The following is a 14,618-nucleotide window of genomic DNA, read 5'->3' as shown; positions in this document are numbered from 1 at the left end:
CCCGCAAGGGTGGTCGGCCCGGCCGTACGCCCCCTCAGAGGGGGCGCGAGATCACTTGACGGTGACCTTGGCGCCGGCGCCCTCGAGGGCAGCCTTGGCCTTCTCGGCAACGTCCTTGGCAACCTTCTCCAGGACCTTGGCACCAGCGGTGTCAACGAGGTCCTTGGCCTCCTTCAGGCCGAGGGAGGTCAGGGTGCGCACCTCCTTGATGACCTGGATCTTCTTGTCGCCAGCGGCCTCGAGGATGACGTCGAACTCGTCCTGCTCCTCAACGGCCTCGGCGGCCGGGCCGGCAACGCCGGCGGCGGCAACGGCGACCGGAGCAGCAGCGGTGACGTCGAACTTCTCCTCGAAGGCCTTCACGAAGGCGGCCAGCTCGATGAGGGTGAGCTCCTCGAACTGCGCGAGCAGCTCGTCCTGGGTCAGCTTCGCCATGATTGGCGTCCTTCCACTAAATCGGCAGGTGGTGCCGGATGTACGGGTTGGGCGGGCACGGGCCCGCAGCGAGGCGTGAGCCTGCCGAATTACTCGGCGGCAGCGTCCTCGGCGGCGGGAGCCGGCGTACCGGCACCGCCCTGCTCGACCTTGTCGCGCAGCGCGTCCACGGTGCGGACGAGCTTCGACGGCAGGGCCTGGAAGAGCGCGGCAGCCTGGGACTGCTTGGCCTTCAGGGCACCCGCCAGCTTGGCGAGCAGCACCTCGCGGGACTCGAGGTCCGCGAGCTTCTTGATCTCATCGGCGGACAGCGCCTTGCCGTCAAGGACACCGCCCTTGATGATGAGAGCGGGGTTCTCCTTGGCGAAGTCACGCAGAGCCTTCGCCGACTCCACCGGGTCACCGGTGACGAAGGCGACAGCCGTCGGACCGTTGAACAGGTCGTCGAGCTCCGTGATCCCGACCTCATTGGCCGCGATCTTGGTCAGCGTGTTCTTCACCACGGCGTACTCGGCGTTGTCGCCGAGCGAGCGACGCAGGGTCTTGACCTGCTTCACCGAGAGACCGCGGTACTCGGTCAGCAGCGCCGCGGAGGAGCCACGGAACTTGTCCGTGATCTCGGCGACGGCAGCAGCCTTGTCGGGCCTGGCCATAGGCTTACGCCTCCTTCCGTGATGTCGAAGTCGGGCCGACCGCGAAAGTCGACCTAGGTCGCCGTGGACCGACCGGACGGAAGGAAAGCTCCTGCGGAAACGCAATGAGCCCCGGTGCGCAGGGGCACGGGGCTCGGAACGACCTCGACGGGCGGCCGCGCGAACGCGGACCCGGAAGTCGAAGCTCCAGACACACCTGCGCGGGCTGCCTGCGACGAAGCGCAGATCCTTCGGCCACCGGCTCCCTGACGGGCGCGCGGCGACAACCAGCGGTCTTTGGCTTCGGCCAGATTAGCCGGAGCCGCTGGTCAGGTGCAAATCGCCCTCGGACAGAGCAACCCGGGGCCCCTCGGCGCGGCCCGGCACGGCTCAGCGGGCCAGTGGGGAGACCGTCCGGACGCCGGTGTCCACGGTGTCCGTCTCGGCCGGCGCCTGCGCCGAGAGCAGCGCCCCGGCGAGGTCGGTGTAGAGCACCGAGTCGTCCGCCTGGCCGCTGTCCCCGCTGCCGGTGCGCTGGAGCCGGACCAGCTGGTCCTTGTCGTTGAGCCAGAGGTCCAGGGTGAGCGAGAGCGAGCCGCCGGGCGCGAGCGCGGCCCGCAGGCCGTCCCGGCGGGACTGGGTCAGCTGGGTCTGGGCGGCCGCGTACTTCTCGGCGGTGGTGGTGACCCGGTAGTGCTCGACGGTCGAGTCCTCGAACTTCTCCTCGCCGACGAATTCGGGCACCGTCCCCTCGGCGGTGGCCGCGGTCAGCGCCTCGACCGGGTTCAGCAGGTCGATCAGCCCGGCGTACGGGACCTCCTTGTGGCCGTCCGCGTCCGGCGGGACGGTGAAGCGTTCCCAGTGCTTCCCGCCCTGCCGGGCCGCGGTGGCGGTGTCCCCGCCCTGGTAGGCGACGGTGTCCACGACGATCAGCTGCTCGGCCTCGGCCGGGGTGGAGCGCTTGATCTGGAGCGCGGTCTTGGGCTGCCAGAACAGCGGGCCGGACCCGGCGTCCGCGCCGAGCCGGTAGCTGACCTTGGCCCGGCGGGCGGTCTGCATGGCCAGCTGGGCGGAGAGCAGCACCCCGTGCGGCGAGCGGTCGGTCGGCTTGGCGTGGGCGCTCGGGGAGGCGGCGGACGGCGAGGCGCTGGTCGGGGTCGGGCTGCCGGACGGCGTGGCGGGTGCCTCCCCGCCTCCGCCGCAGCCGCTCAGTCCGCTCGTCAGCAGGACGACGACGGCCACTGCCGCCAACCGCTGCCGTCCCGCCATCGTCCGTTCCCCTCTCGCCCGGCCCCGTCCGACGGCGGCCTCGTTCCGGCCACCCTGCCACCCGTCCCCGGTCCGCCCGGCGGCGGCCCCCTCGGGCGGGCGTATCCACCGGGTCGGCCGAGCCGGGACCGGCGGCGGGACGCCGCCCGGGGGGCGCGCGGATCAGCTGGTGGCGCCGGCCTTCTGGATGTCGGCGAGGTCGATGAAGTCCGTCGGGGCGGTGGCGGTCACCGGGGTGCCGTAGTCCGAGTAGTTGACGGTGACGTCCATCGTCCCGGCCTTGGTCTCGGCCTGCTCGCGCCGCTTGACCACGAGCTGGTCGGCGTCGACCCAGACGTCGATCTGGTCGCTGGTGACGCCGGCCGCGTCCAGGTTCTGCTTGAGCCGCTCGACCTGCGCCTGGGTCATGCCCTGGCTGGTGGCCTTGGCCACGTCGGCGGCGCTGAGCACGCCGGTGTAGTGGGTGGTGGCCTTGCCGTTCACCGTCTCCTGGCCGACCTCGGTGACCTTTCCGCTGGCGATCAGGGTCCGGACGCCCTGCACCGGGTCGGCGCTCTGGAGCTGGTCGGTCGAGCCGCCGGACGCCTTGGCCAGGTCGGCCTTGCTGTAGCGCACCCACTGCGGGCCGCCGTCCTGCACGATCTTCCCGCCCATGCGCATGAACATCGCGTCCTTGGTGTACAGGTACCGCACGTTCGGCCCGCCGGTCACCGGCTCCATGACCTTGGCCATCGGGGAGCCCGACAGGTCCATCGTGAGGTCGGCCTCCAGGCCGTCGGCCCAGGACACCGCCCCCTTGCCCTTCATGGTCGTCTGGCCGACCTTGATCAGCTCGTCGACCTTCGCCGACTTGGCCGCGCTGGTCTTCTGGGTGACCTGCTCCAGGAAGACCGCCGGGCTGACCTTCTCCGGCTTCGCGCCGGTGGCCGGGGCGGCGGCCGACGGGGTGGCCGAGGTGGCGGCGGCCGTGGTCGGCGCGGCCGGGGCGGCGCTCTTGTCGTCGTTGTTGTTGCACGCGGTCGCGGTCAGCGCCAGGGCGGCGAGGACGACGGCGACGGCGGTGTTGCGGGTTCCAGCCATGATTCCCCCCTTGAGGAACCCGGGCGCGAGGTGCTCCCGGGGTGGTAGCCGGTTGTGGCCGGTGGGCTCGGCGTACGGTCCGGCGGGATCAGCCGAGCAGCTTGAGCAGGTCGGCCTCGTTGCCGAGGTCGCCGGCGGCCGGCGCCGCGATCGCGGCGGCCTTGCCGAGGTTCGCGTACTTGACGGTGACGGCGTCCTTGCTGCCGTTCTTCTCGCCGTACTCCTGGTACTGGACGAGCTCCTGCTTGCCGTTCAGCCAGAAGTCGATGGTGAGGGTCTTGCCGTCCTCCTCCAGCGCCTTCTGGACGGCCTGGCGCCGGTCCGCCGGGAGCGACGACATCCCGGCCACCACCGCGGAGGTGTCCTGTTCCGCCCGCAGGTGGGTGGTCTGGACACCGTCCACGGTCTCCTGGCCCACCTTGGAGAGCTTTCCGCTCTGAGCCGCGACGGTGAGCAGGACGACCGGGTTCATCATCTGGCCCGCCGCCCGGAAGCTGTCGCCCGTCTCGTCCGAGGACAGCTTGACCCAGCGCTTGCCGCCCAGGGCCGTGGCCGCCTCGTCGCCGCCGAGGTAGGCGTCCGTGCCGATCACCCGGATCCGGAGCTTCTTGCCCCCCATGTCGCCGGCCAGGTCCACGGCCGTCTTGGCCGGGTCCTTCCAGTCCGCGTCGCCGGTGCCGCCGGGGTTGTCGGGGTTGGACGGGACCATGGTGACCTTGCCGTTCCCGGCCTTCTGCATCACCACCGCGGAGGCGGCCAGCGCGGCCTTCGGGTCCCCGGCCAGTGCCGCCGCGAGCGGGTCGCCGACCTTGGCGTCACCGGACTTGGCGTCACCGCCCTTGGTGTCACCGGGCTTGGTGTCGCTGCCGCCGCTGCTTCCGCAGGCGGTGACCGCACCGAGCAGGACGGCCGCCGTGGCGACGGTCGAGGCGAGGCGCAGAGCGCGCATGAAACCACCCCCGTGAGATTTACATCCCCCCATGGAAGAACCGATCATCAGCTCTTCTCATGTTCTTCTCAGGCGGACTCTAACGGATCGTCGGCATCCCCACGCACCGGATATCCCCTCCCCGTCACCCGCCCGCGGCGGGCGTCGCGTCCGCCGCCCCGGGAGCCGAGACATCGGTCGTGGTCACCGTGGTTCCCGCACTCCCCCGGACCGTCTCACGCAGCCGCAGCAGCTGCATGCCGGGCCCGACCCAGACGTCGTAGCCGATCGCCGTCACCCCGTGCTGCCGGTACCAGTCCAGTGTGGCGGCACGCCGCTGCGGGCTCAACTCCTCGTCCTTGCCGAACAGTTCGACCACCGGCGCGGAGCCCTGGTAGTGCGCCGCGGTCACCCCGGCCAGCTGCTCGCCGCCGAGCGAGCCGAGTTTGACGCTCTGCGCGACCGCGTACGCCCGGCCGCCCGGGCCGGTGATCAGCGCGGTCGTCCAGCCGCCCGCGAAGCCCTCCGGGTCGGGGCCCGCCCCGGGGTCGACCGACTCGGCGGTGCTCCGCTCCGCGTGCTTGGCCGCGCCACCCTGGTAGACGAGGTCGAGCGCGCCGTCCTTCACGGTCAGCCGCCCGCTGCCCAGCTCGTCGGTGACGGTCAGTGCGGCCTCGTCCGAGGCGCCCCAGACCAGTGAGCCGCTCGCGGTGCGCCGGCCGCCCGGGCCCTCCTGCACCACGTCGATCCGGGCACTGCCGGTGTCGTCCAGCATCTGCGCGGCCGCGAGCACCACCTGCTTGGGCGGCACCGGCGCGGGCCCACCGGGGGTGCCGGTGGTCGGGGCGGCCAGCAGGCTGCACCCGGTGGTGGTGGCGAGCAGCAGCAGGGCCGCTACGAGAACGGTGGGGCGAGGGGCGGGCGGCACGGCACACTCCGGCGGTCACAGCTTCTCCACATGGTCTGACCGGCAGAGCGTACGACGGTTCGGCCCGCTGTTCCCATCCGCCGGTGTCCCGATCCGGCAACCGTTACGGCCCACCGGCGTTCCTGCCCGGTCCCGGTTGCGGCCGGTCCCGGTTCCGGGAACGACGGCGGGCCCGCACCCCCGGGTGAAGGGGGTGCGGGCCCGCCGTACGGACTGCTCTAGAGCACTGGGGCTCAGACCGCGGCCGGGTCCTCCTCGACGAGGAGGTTGCGGGTGCGGTTCGGGTCGACCAGGATGCCGGGGCCCATGGTGGTGGAGAAGGCGGTCTTCTTGATGTACCGGCCCTTGGCGGCGGACGGCTTGGCGCGGAGCACCTCGTCCAGCGCGGCGGCGTAGTTCTCGACCAGCTGCTCGTCGGTGAAGGAGGCCTTACCGATGATGAAGTGCAGGTTCGAGTGCTTGTCGACGCGGAACTCGATCTTGCCGCCCTTGATGTCGTTGACAGCCTTGGCGACGTCCGGGGTCACGGTGCCGGTCTTCGGGTTCGGCATCAGACCACGGGGACCGAGCACGCGGCCGAGGCGGCCGACCTTGCCCATGAGGTCCGGGGTGGCGACGACGGCGTCGAAGTCCAGCTTGCCCTTCGCGACCTCGTCGATCAGCTCGTCGGCACCGACGATGTCGGCGCCCGCAGCACGCGCGGCCTCGGCACGCTCGCCGGTCGCGAAGACCAGGACCCGAGCGGTCTTACCGGTGCCGTGCGGGAGGATCACGGTGCTGCGGACCATCTGGTCGGCCTTGCGCGGGTCGACGCCCAGACGCATGGCGACCTCAACGGTGCCGTCGAACTTGGTGGTGCTGGTCGCCTTGGCGAGGCGGACGGCCTCGAGGGGGGCGTAAAGGCGCTCGCGGTCGACCTGGGCGTCCGCGGCCTTCAGGGCCTTGCTGCGCTTCATGGCTGCTCCTGAATGGTGAATGGAGTTGTGGTGTCACGGGCCTGCGCGGGCCCTACCACAGGGGACGGCTGAGCCGATCTGTCCCTGACGGGGGAGATCAGCCCTCGACGGTGATGCCCATCGACCGGGCGGTGCCGGCGATGATCTTCTCCGCGGCGTCCAGGTCGTTGGCGTTCAGGTCGGGCATCTTGGTCGTGGCGATCTCGCGGACCTGGGCGCTGGTGAGCTTGGCGACCTTGGTCTTGTGCGGCTCGCTGGAGCCCTTCTCGATACCGGCGGCCTTCAGGATGAGGCGCGCGGCCGGCGGCGTCTTCGTGATGAAGGTGAAGGAACGGTCCTCGTAGACCGTGATCTCCACCGGCACGATCATGCCGCGCTGCGACTCGGTCGCAGCGTTGTAGGCCTTGCAGAACTCCATGATGTTGACGCCGTGCTGACCCAGCGCGGGGCCGACCGGCGGGGCCGGGTTGGCCGCACCGGCGTTGATCTGGAGCTTGATAAGCCCCGTGACCTTCTTCTTCTTGGGAGGCATGTCTCTCCGGGTCCTTCCGAGAGGTGATTGCTGGTGCGTGCGGAACCGGGGCGACACCCGGCCGCCAGCACACACATCGGACCAGGCTAACGCGTCCGCGCCGCTGGACCAAAACGGATTCGGGGCAGGGCCCGCGGCCCCGCCCCGAATCCGAAGAGCGTTACGACTAGTTCTTCTGGATCTGGTCGAAGGAGAGCTCGACCGGGGTCTCGCGGCCGAAGATCTCGACGAGACCCTTGACCTTCTTCGAGTCCGGGTTGATCTCGTTGATGGTCGCCTGGAGGGTCGCGAACGGACCGTCGGTGACGGTGACCGAGTCGCCGACCTCGAAGTCCAGCACCTGGACCTCGACCGGGCGGACCGGCGAGGCCTTGCCGGCCTCCTTGGCGGCCTGGCGCTCGACGTCGGGGGCGAGCATCTTGACGACCTCGTCCAGGGTCAGCGGGTACGGGTCGTAGGCGTTGCCGACGAAGCCGGTGACACCCGGGGTGTTGCGCACGACGCCCCAGGACTCGGGGGTGAGGTCCATGCGCACCAGGACGTAGCCGGGGAGCTTGTTCTGGCGGATGGTCTTGCGGTCGCCGTTCTTGATCTGGACGACCTCCTCCTGCGGCACCTCGGCCTGGAAGATGTACTCCTCGACGTTCAGCGAGACGGCGCGCTGCTCCAGGTTCTGCTTCACCCGGTTCTCGTAGCCGGCGTAGGTGTGGATCACGTACCACTCGCCCGGCATGAAGCGCAGGTCCTCGCGGAACTTGGCGACCGGGTCGACCTCCTCGGCCGGCTCCTCCTCGACGGACTCCTCGGCGACGGCGGACTCGGCGTCGCCCTCCACGTGCAGCGCGGCATCCTCGGCGGGCTCGCCGGCCTCGGCCTCGTCGTACGCCTCGACCTCGTCCTCGTCGCTGTCCGCGGCGTCCACGATCTGCTCGGCGGACTCGGTGTCGTCAGCCAGCTCGGCCGCGTCCAGCTCGGCGGCGACATCCGCCTCGCGGACGGTCTCGTCGGCGTCGTACAGGGGGGACTCAGACACGGTGGCGGCTTCTTTCCTGGAGATGGTGAAGGTGGCGCGCTCCTCGACCGGCCCGGCGTACGGCCGCTCGCGCGGGCGCCAGGTGAGGCCTCGGAGACTTCAACAGTACCGAGTCCACGGTAACCGCGCGTACGTCCGGCACCGACAGCTCGACCCGGGCCGAGGATTCGGCCCGGGTCGGGAGGTTGTTCGAGAGGTGGGGCGGCCGGTCAGCCGAAGACCCAGAGGCTCAGCTTGGAGAAGCCGTAGTCCAGGCCGGCCACGAAGGCCATCACGACCACCACGAAGGTGACCACGACGGCGGTGTAGCTGGTGAGCTCGCCGCGGGTCGGCCAGACGACCTTGCGCAGTTCCGCGATGATCTGGCGGTAGAACAGGCCGATGCGGGCGAACAGGCCCTTCTTGGCCCGCTTGCCGGACTTCTTCTCGCGGTTGCCGCGCTTGCCCGACCCCTCGGTCGACGTGGTCTCGGCAGCGCCGTCGGCACCCTCGGGGTTGCCGCTCTCAGGCGTTGCGGTGGAGCCCGTGGTCTCCGTCACTCGTCCTCACCTGAATCCGGGTCCTGCCGAGCTTCGCCACGCACCCGGTGGGGCACGGCCAGTCGGCTAGCGGTGCTGATCGGTGCCATCTCCGCATCAAGCCCGCTCACTCCTGTGGAGCGAACGGGCTGAAACGGGTCTAGCAGCAGGGCAAGAGGGACTCGAACCCCCAACCGCCGGTTTTGGAGACCGGTGCTCTACCAATTGAGCTATTGCCCTACGGTGCCTCGCGGCTCCGGTGGCGACCAACCTACCGCATCTCCCCCCGCTGTCTGTACAGGCGGTGAAAGCTCCGGTCTTTTCGGCGGGCCGTCGAGCAGCGAGTGTACGTGGTCGAGGGGTGTTTGGTCGAACCTCTTCTTCCGGACCGGCCCGTCGCCCGGCGGATGTCCGGTCCGGCGGGGCCGCCGCCGCCGGATCGCCGGGGCCACGATCCGGACGGGAACGTACGGATGCCGGTACCCCGCTGCCCGGTCCGTCCGGGTTCTGCGACCATGCAGGCATGAGCGCTTCCACCCCGCAGCCCGACCAGTCCATCCGCCCCGCCGACCGCCGGGTCTCCGCCCGGATCGGCGCGATCGCCGAGTCCGCGACCCTCGCCGTGGACGCCAAGGCCAAGGCCCTCAAGGCGGCCGGCCGTCCGGTGATCGGCTTCGGTGCCGGCGAGCCCGACTTCCCCACGCCGGACTACATCGTCGAGGCGGCCGTCGAGGCCTGCCGCGACCCGAGGAACCACCGTTACACCCCGGCGGGTGGCCTGCCCGAGCTGAAGGCCGCGATCGCCGCCAAGACGCTGCGCGACTCCGGCTACGAGGTGGACGCCTCCCAGGTGCTGGTCACCAACGGCGGCAAGCAGGCGATCTACGAGGCCTTCGCCGCGATCCTGGACCCGGGCGACGAGGTCATCGTCCCGGCTCCGTACTGGACCACCTACCCGGAGTCGATCCAGCTGGCCGGCGGTGTCCCGGTGGAGGTCGTGGCCGACGAGACCACCGGCTACAAGGTCTCGGTCGAGCAGCTGGAGGCCGCCCGCACCGAGAACACCAAGGTGGTGCTGTTCGTCTCGCCGTCCAACCCGACCGGCGCGGTGTACACCGAGGCCGAGGCCGAGGCGATCGGCCGCTGGGCGCTGGAGCACGGCCTGTGGGTGCTCACCGACGAGATCTACGAGCACCTGGTCTACGGCGACGCGAAGTTCACCTCGCTGCCGACCCTGCTGCCCGAGCTGGCCGACAAGTGCATCGTGGTCAACGGTGTCGCCAAGACCTACGCGATGACCGGCTGGCGGGTGGGCTGGGTGATCGCCCCCAAGGACGTGATCAAGGCCGCGACCAACCTGCAGTCGCACGCCACCTCGAACGTCTCCAACGTCGCCCAGCGCGCCGCGATCGCCGCCGTGGCCGGCGACCTGTCCGCGGTGCACGAGATGCGCACCGCCTTCGACCGCCGCCGCAAGACCATCGTGCGGATGCTCAACGAGATCGAGGGCGTCGTCTGCCCCGAGCCCGAGGGCGCCTTCTACGCCTACCCGTCGGTCAAGGGCCTGCTGGGCAAGGAGATCCGCGGCCGTCGCCCGCAGACCTCCGGCGAGCTGGCGAGCCTGATCCTGGACGAGGTCGAGGTCGCCGCCGTCCCGGGTGAGGCCTTCGGCACCCCGGGCTACCTGCGGTTCTCCTACGCGCTCGGCGACGAGGACCTGGTCGAGGGCATCAGCCGGATCCAGAAGCTGCTCGGCGAGGCCCGCGACTGAGGCCCCTTGCCGAGGCCCGCCGCTGAGGCCGTTCCGATACTGACGTCAATCGGACGTACGGGATTCACCCGGCACACCGCCCTCTTTCACCCCTTCGGGGGATGGAAAGAGGGCGGTTCCCGTTCGGGGCCCGTATACGGCAGTATCGGCGAATGGAACGCCTGTTGAACCCGCGAGACGTCAGGGGCCTCCCGAAGGCCCACCTGCACCTGCACTTCACCGGCTCGATGCGCCCCGCCACCCTCCTGGAGCTGGCCGACAAGCACGGCGTCCGGCTGCCGGACGCGCTCAGCTCCGGCGAGCCGCCCCGGCTGCGGGCCACCGACGAGCGGGGCTGGTTCCGCTTCCAGCGGCTGTACGACACCGCCCGCTCGGTGCTGCGGGACGAGGAGGACATCCGCCGGCTGGTCCTGGAGACCGCCGAGGACGAGCGGCGGGACGGCTCCCGCTGGCTGGAGATCCAGGTCGACCCGACCTCGTACGCGCCCCGGCTGGGCGGGCTGATCCCCGCCCTGGAGCTGATCCTGGACGCGGTGGAGCACGCCGCCTCGGCCACCGGGGTGGGCATCCGGGTCCTGGTCGCGGCCAACCGGATGAAGTCCCCGATGGACGCCCGGACGCTGGCCCGGCTGGCCGTCCGCTACGCCGACCACGGGGTGGTCGGCTTCGGCCTCTCCAACGACGAGCGCCGGGGCCTGGCCCGGGACTTCGACCGGGCCTTCGCGATCGCCCGCAAGGGCGGGCTGCTGGCGGCCCCGCACGGCGGCGAGCTGTCCGGCCCGGAGTCCGTCCGGGACTGCCTGGACGACCTGGGCGCCGGCCGGATCGGCCACGGCGTGCGGGCCGCCGAGGACCCCCGGCTGATGGAGCGGCTGGCGGACCGGCAGGTCACCTGCGAGGTCTGCCCGTCCTCCAACGTCTCGCTCGGCGTCTACGAGCACCCCGAGGAGGTCCCGCTGCGCCGGCTCTTCGACGCCGGGGTGCCGCTCGCGCTGGGTGCGGACGACCCGCTGCTGTTCGGCAGCCGGCTGGCCGCCCAGTACGAGCTGGTCCGGGACGTGCTGGGCTTCTCCGACGCCGAGCTCGCCGAGCTGGCGCGGCAGTCGGTGCGCGGCTCGGTCGCGCCGGAGGCCGTCCGCAAGGAGCTGCTGGCGGACATCGACGCCTGGCTGGTGGACGGCCACGCCCCCGCGGGCGCGGCCGCCGTGCCCGTCTAGAGCTTGACGCCGACCATCACCGGCTCGTTCACCAGCTCCACCCCGAAGGCGTCGCGGACCCCGTCCCGGATCTCCCGGGCCAGGTCCAGCAGGTCGTCGGCGGTGGCCGAGCCCCGGTTGGTGAGCGCCAGGGTGTGCTTGGTGGAGAGCGTCGCCGGGCCGCTGCCGTAGCCCTTGCCGAAGCCCGCCCGGTCGATCAGCCAGGCCGCCGAGGTCTTGGTGCAGCCCTCCGGGGCCGGGTAGGCGGGGGCGTCCTCGGCGCCCGGGCGGGTGCGGAAGGACTCGTACTGCGCGGCCGTGAGCACCGGGTTGGTGAAGAAGGAGCCGGCCGACCAGGTGTCGTGGTCCGCCGGGTCCAGCACCATGCCCTTGCCCGCGCGCAGCAGCAGCACCGCGTTCCAGGCCGTGCCGACCGCCACCCGGTCGCCCTGCTCGACGCCCAGGTGCCGGGCGGTCTCGGCGTAGCGGACGGGGGTGGAGAGCCCGCCGTTGTCCTCCAGCCGGAACCGCACCCGCAGCACCACGTAGCGGTCCGGCTCGGCCTTGAAGCGGCTGTGCCGGTAGGAGAACGCGCACTCGGCGTTCGGGAGCACGACCACCTCGTCGGCGGTGCGGTCGTACGCGACCACCTCGGTGATCGACTGCGCGACCTCCTGGCCGTACGCGCCCACGTTCTGCACCGGGGTGGCGCCCACCGAACCGGGGATTCCGGCCAGGAACTCGATGCCCGCCAGGTCGTGGTCCAGCACCGTCCGGCGGACCACCTCGGACCAGGTCTCGCCGGCCGCGGCCTCCAGCACGGTGCCGTCCAGGGCGAAGCCCTCGGTGGCGATCCGCAGCACGGTGCCGGGGAAGCCGGCGTCGCCGATCACCAGGTTGGAGCCGCCGCCGAGGACCAGCAGCGGCTCGCCGGCCGCGTCGGCCTCGCGCACGGCGGCGATCACCTCGTCGTCGGTGTGGGCGGTCACCAGGCGGCGGGCCGGGCCGCCGAGCCGGAGCGTGGTCAGCAGGGCGAGGGGAGCGTCGTTTTCTACCAGCACGCCCACCAGCGTACGGGTGGCGCGGACCCCGGCACCCCTGCCACCCGGCGGCGCGCACCCTGGGGCGCGCGCCCGAGGCTTCGGCCGCGGTGGCTCAGATCCGCGCGGGCGAGGCCGGTTCCCCGGCCCGCTCCCCCACCGCCGCGACCAGCGCCTTGCGCCGCCGCGGGATGAACGCCGCGGCGAGCGCGCCGAGCCCGACGGCGGCCGCGCCGACGTACAGCGCGGGCACCAGCCCGTCCGTGAAGGCCCGCGCGGACTGGTAGCCGCCCTGCTCCGAGAACACCGCCGCGAGCACGGCCACCCCGAGCGCCCCGCCGACCTCGCGCAGCGCGTTGTTGGCGCCGGAGGCGATCCCCTGCTCCTGCGGCCGGACACTGGCCATCACCAGCTGGGCGGTCGGACCGAAGTACAGCGACATGCCGATCCCGCAGATCACGATGGCCGGGACCAGGGCGAGGTAGTCGAGGCCGGTGCTCCCGTCCGCGACCAGGCCGAACAGCGCCAGGCCCGCGGCCTGCAGCGCCAGCCCGGCGACCACGATCGGCCGGCCGCCGATCCGGTCGGAGACGATGCCCGCGACCGGCGAGACCAGCAGCGGCATCGCCGTCCACGGCAGCATCCGGATGCCCGCCTCCTGCGGGCTGAAGCCGCCGACGCCCTGGAGGTACTGGCTGATCAGGAAGATCGAGCCGAACATCCCCAGGTACATCAGCAGGCTGGCCGCGTTGACGGCGGAGAAGGCCCGGCTGCGGAACAGCCGCATCGGCAGCATCGGGTGGGCGGCCACCCGCTGCTCGTACCAGACGAAGGCGGCCAGCAGCAGCGTGCCGGCGATCAGGGCAGCGAGGACCAGCGGGCTGGTCCAGCCCTCCGGGTTGCCGCGGATCAGGCCGAGGACGATCCCGAACATCCCCAGGCTGACCAGCAGGGTTCCGGGCACGTCCAGGGCCCGGTCCGCGCCCCGGCTCTCCCCGAGCCGCAGGAAGGCCAGTGGCAGCAGGACGAGGCCGACCGGGACGTTCACCCAGAAGATCCACTGCCAGGAGAAGTGCTCGGTCAGCGAGCCGCCGATCAGCGGCCCGGCGGCGACGGCGAGGCCGCTGACGCCCGACCAGACGCCGAAGGCCAGCCCCCGCTTGCCCTCGGGCACGGCGGTGGTGAGCAGGGTGAGGGTGAGCGGCATCATCACCGCGGCCCCGGTGCCCTGGAGGGCACGGGCGGCGATCAGTTCGCCGATGCCCGGGGACAGGGCGGCCGCGGCGGAGCCGGCGGTGAAGACCGCCAGGCCGGCCAGGAAGATCCGGCGCCGGCCGAAGCGGTCGCCGAGGGCGGCGCCGAACATCAGCAGCACCGCGAAGCTCAGGGTGTAGGCGCTGACCGTCCATTCGAGGTCGGACAGCCCGCCGCCGAGCTCCTCGCGGATCGACGGCAGTGCGGTGGTGACCACCAGGTTGTCCAGTGCGGCCATGAAGCCGGCCGCGCTGACGATCACCAGGGTCCAGATCGCTGCTCTGCCCATGGCCGGTTTCTCCGTCATGGCTTCCCCCCAGGTTTCTCTAGGCAGTTTCAGGTAGTTATTGCTCAATAACTTCTATGGGCCGAAAAGGGGCCGCACGGACGCCACCGTGCGGCCCGTCTACTCAGGCGCCCCGCACCCGTCGAAGCCGGTCCAGATCCGGTGGTCCGGCGGGTAGCCCAGCGCCACCAGCGTGTTGATCAGCATCCCGTACGCGAAGAACTGCGTGGCGCCCTTCATGTCGCCGCCGATCCGGATCCTGACCCGGTCGAACAGGCTCTCCCACAGCCGCCGGGCGGTCTCCCCGATCTCCTCCTCGCCGACCGCCCGGGCCGCGAAGACCGAGACGTAGAGCTGCATCTGCATCATGAGCTGGTCGCGGTCCTCGACCAGGCCCATGTACGCGTCGGACATCGCCTGGGCGGCCTCCTCGCCGGACAGCCCGGCCGAGGCCTCGTCGAAGACCCGCCAGGTCTCCTCCACGCAGCGCTCGGCGGCCGCGGCGAAGATCGCCTGCTTGCCCGGGAACAGCCGGAACAGGTACGGCTGCGAGACGCCCACCCGGCGGGCGATCGCCTCGGTGGAGGTGCCGTGGTACCCGCCCCGGGCGAACTCGGTCAGGGCGGCCCGGACGACGCTCTCGCGCCGCTCCTCCGCACTCATCCGGATGCTCGACTTCGCCACGAGTCCCAAGTTAGTGGCCGATCACTATCCAGGCAAGACCCGCGGCCGCGGCCGGAGATCCGTTCGGTACGGACTC

15 protein-coding genes and 1 tRNA gene are annotated in these 14,618 nt (G+C 71.5%); 2 read left to right on the top strand and 14 right to left on the bottom strand.

Annotated features, from left to right (window positions below):
- Positions 1-51 precede the first annotated feature (51 nt).
- The 11 genes from rplL to ACFU7Y_RS24745 form a co-directional block, all read right to left on the bottom strand.
- A complete protein-coding gene (rplL, locus tag ACFU7Y_RS24795) occupies positions 52-435 on the bottom strand; it encodes a 50S ribosomal protein L7/L12 (RefSeq protein ID WP_224278207.1) in 384 nt (127 codons plus the stop codon).
- 89 nt (positions 436-524) lie between these two features.
- Positions 525-1,088 (bottom strand): 50S ribosomal protein L10, encoded by a 564-nt coding sequence (gene rplJ / locus ACFU7Y_RS24790; RefSeq protein WP_045693068.1) that lies wholly within the window; start codon positions 1,086-1,088, stop codon positions 525-527.
- 369 nt (positions 1,089-1,457) lie between these two features.
- On the bottom strand, positions 1,458-2,336 hold the full coding sequence (locus ACFU7Y_RS24785; protein WP_380769674.1) for a hypothetical protein: 879 nt from the start codon (positions 2,334-2,336) through the stop codon (positions 1,458-1,460).
- A 162-nt stretch (positions 2,337-2,498) separates the two neighbouring features.
- A complete protein-coding gene (locus ACFU7Y_RS24780) occupies positions 2,499-3,416 on the bottom strand; it encodes a hypothetical protein (RefSeq protein WP_224278197.1) in 918 nt (305 codons plus the stop codon).
- Positions 3,417-3,504: 88 nt separating this feature from the next.
- Complete coding sequence (locus ACFU7Y_RS24775) at positions 3,505-4,365, bottom strand: hypothetical protein (RefSeq protein ID WP_224278195.1); 861 nt, start codon at positions 4,363-4,365, stop codon at positions 3,505-3,507.
- Between the two features lie 124 nt (positions 4,366-4,489).
- Positions 4,490-5,272 (bottom strand): hypothetical protein, encoded by a 783-nt coding sequence (locus tag ACFU7Y_RS24770; protein WP_224278193.1) that lies wholly within the window; start codon positions 5,270-5,272, stop codon positions 4,490-4,492.
- A gap of 233 nt (positions 5,273-5,505) precedes the next feature.
- Positions 5,506-6,228: a 50S ribosomal protein L1 gene (rplA, locus tag ACFU7Y_RS24765; RefSeq protein WP_218198318.1), complete on the bottom strand. Its 723-nt coding sequence runs from the start codon at positions 6,226-6,228 to the stop codon at positions 5,506-5,508.
- 97 nt (positions 6,229-6,325) lie between these two features.
- Positions 6,326-6,760, bottom strand: a complete 435-nt coding sequence (gene rplK / locus ACFU7Y_RS24760; RefSeq protein WP_224278191.1) for a 50S ribosomal protein L11 — start codon at positions 6,758-6,760, stop codon at positions 6,326-6,328.
- A gap of 166 nt (positions 6,761-6,926) precedes the next feature.
- Entirely contained in the window at positions 6,927-7,793 is an 867-nt protein-coding gene (nusG, locus tag ACFU7Y_RS24755; protein WP_224278189.1) for a transcription termination/antitermination protein NusG, read from the bottom strand.
- A 209-nt stretch (positions 7,794-8,002) separates the two neighbouring features.
- Positions 8,003-8,332, bottom strand: a complete 330-nt coding sequence (secE, locus tag ACFU7Y_RS24750; protein WP_224278187.1) for a preprotein translocase subunit SecE — start codon at positions 8,330-8,332, stop codon at positions 8,003-8,005.
- A 146-nt stretch (positions 8,333-8,478) separates the two neighbouring features.
- Positions 8,479-8,551: transfer RNA gene (locus ACFU7Y_RS24745), tRNA-Trp, on the bottom strand.
- A 283-nt stretch (positions 8,552-8,834) separates the two neighbouring features.
- Between ACFU7Y_RS24745 and ACFU7Y_RS24740 the strand changes: the two genes are divergently transcribed.
- Both ACFU7Y_RS24740 and ACFU7Y_RS24735 read left to right on the top strand, forming a co-directional pair.
- On the top strand, positions 8,835-10,082 hold the full coding sequence (locus ACFU7Y_RS24740; protein ID WP_224278186.1) for a pyridoxal phosphate-dependent aminotransferase: 1,248 nt from the start codon (positions 8,835-8,837) through the stop codon (positions 10,080-10,082).
- A gap of 152 nt (positions 10,083-10,234) precedes the next feature.
- Complete coding sequence (locus ACFU7Y_RS24735; protein ID WP_380769673.1) at positions 10,235-11,299, top strand: adenosine deaminase; 1,065 nt, start codon at positions 10,235-10,237, stop codon at positions 11,297-11,299.
- Here ACFU7Y_RS24735 and ACFU7Y_RS24730 read toward each other — a convergent pair.
- From ACFU7Y_RS24730 to ACFU7Y_RS24720, 3 genes are all read right to left on the bottom strand, one after another.
- Positions 11,296-12,339: a UDP-N-acetylmuramate dehydrogenase gene (locus tag ACFU7Y_RS24730; RefSeq protein ID WP_224278182.1), complete on the bottom strand. Its 1,044-nt coding sequence runs from the start codon at positions 12,337-12,339 to the stop codon at positions 11,296-11,298. The two genes, ACFU7Y_RS24735 and ACFU7Y_RS24730, sit on opposite strands and share 4 nt — an antisense overlap.
- Positions 12,340-12,433: 94 nt before the next feature.
- A complete protein-coding gene (locus tag ACFU7Y_RS24725; RefSeq protein ID WP_380769672.1) occupies positions 12,434-13,879 on the bottom strand; it encodes an MFS transporter in 1,446 nt (481 codons plus the stop codon).
- A 99-nt stretch (positions 13,880-13,978) separates the two neighbouring features.
- The gene (locus ACFU7Y_RS24720; RefSeq protein ID WP_380769675.1) at positions 13,979-14,521 is read right to left on the bottom strand and encodes a TetR/AcrR family transcriptional regulator; all 543 of its coding nucleotides are present in this window, start codon (positions 14,519-14,521) and stop codon (positions 13,979-13,981) included.
- Positions 14,522-14,618 lie beyond the last annotated feature (97 nt).

The sequence above is a fragment of the Kitasatospora sp. NPDC057542 genome (genome assembly GCF_042801945.1).
Lineage (GTDB): Bacteria > Actinomycetota > Actinomycetes > Streptomycetales > Streptomycetaceae > Kitasatospora.
The sequence above is the reverse complement of the archived record's forward strand: the minus strand, read 5'-3'. Positions and strand labels throughout refer to the sequence as shown.

Coding starts and splice junctions, on each gene's coding strand:
- rplL (WP_224278207.1), bottom strand. CDS start 435: ATGGCGAAGCTGACCCAGGACGAGCTGCTCGCGCAGTTCGAGGAGCTC.
- rplJ (WP_045693068.1), bottom strand. CDS start 1,088: ATGGCCAGGCCCGACAAGGCTGCTGCCGTCGCCGAGATCACGGACAAG.
- ACFU7Y_RS24785 (WP_380769674.1), bottom strand. CDS start 2,336: ATGGCGGGACGGCAGCGGTTGGCGGCAGTGGCCGTCGTCGTCCTGCTG.
- ACFU7Y_RS24780 (WP_224278197.1), bottom strand. CDS start 3,416: ATGGCTGGAACCCGCAACACCGCCGTCGCCGTCGTCCTCGCCGCCCTG.
- ACFU7Y_RS24775 (WP_224278195.1), bottom strand. CDS start 4,365: ATGCGCGCTCTGCGCCTCGCCTCGACCGTCGCCACGGCGGCCGTCCTG.
- rplA (WP_218198318.1), bottom strand. CDS start 6,228: ATGAAGCGCAGCAAGGCCCTGAAGGCCGCGGACGCCCAGGTCGACCGC.
- rplK (WP_224278191.1), bottom strand. CDS start 6,760: ATGCCTCCCAAGAAGAAGAAGGTCACGGGGCTTATCAAGCTCCAGATC.
- ACFU7Y_RS24740 (WP_224278186.1), top strand. CDS start 8,835: ATGAGCGCTTCCACCCCGCAGCCCGACCAGTCCATCCGCCCCGCCGAC.
- ACFU7Y_RS24735 (WP_380769673.1), top strand. CDS start 10,235: ATGGAACGCCTGTTGAACCCGCGAGACGTCAGGGGCCTCCCGAAGGCC.
- ACFU7Y_RS24725 (WP_380769672.1), bottom strand. CDS start 13,879: ATGACGGAGAAACCGGCCATGGGCAGAGCAGCGATCTGGACCCTGGTG.
- ACFU7Y_RS24720 (WP_380769675.1), bottom strand. CDS start 14,521: ATGAGTGCGGAGGAGCGGCGCGAGAGCGTCGTCCGGGCCGCCCTGACC.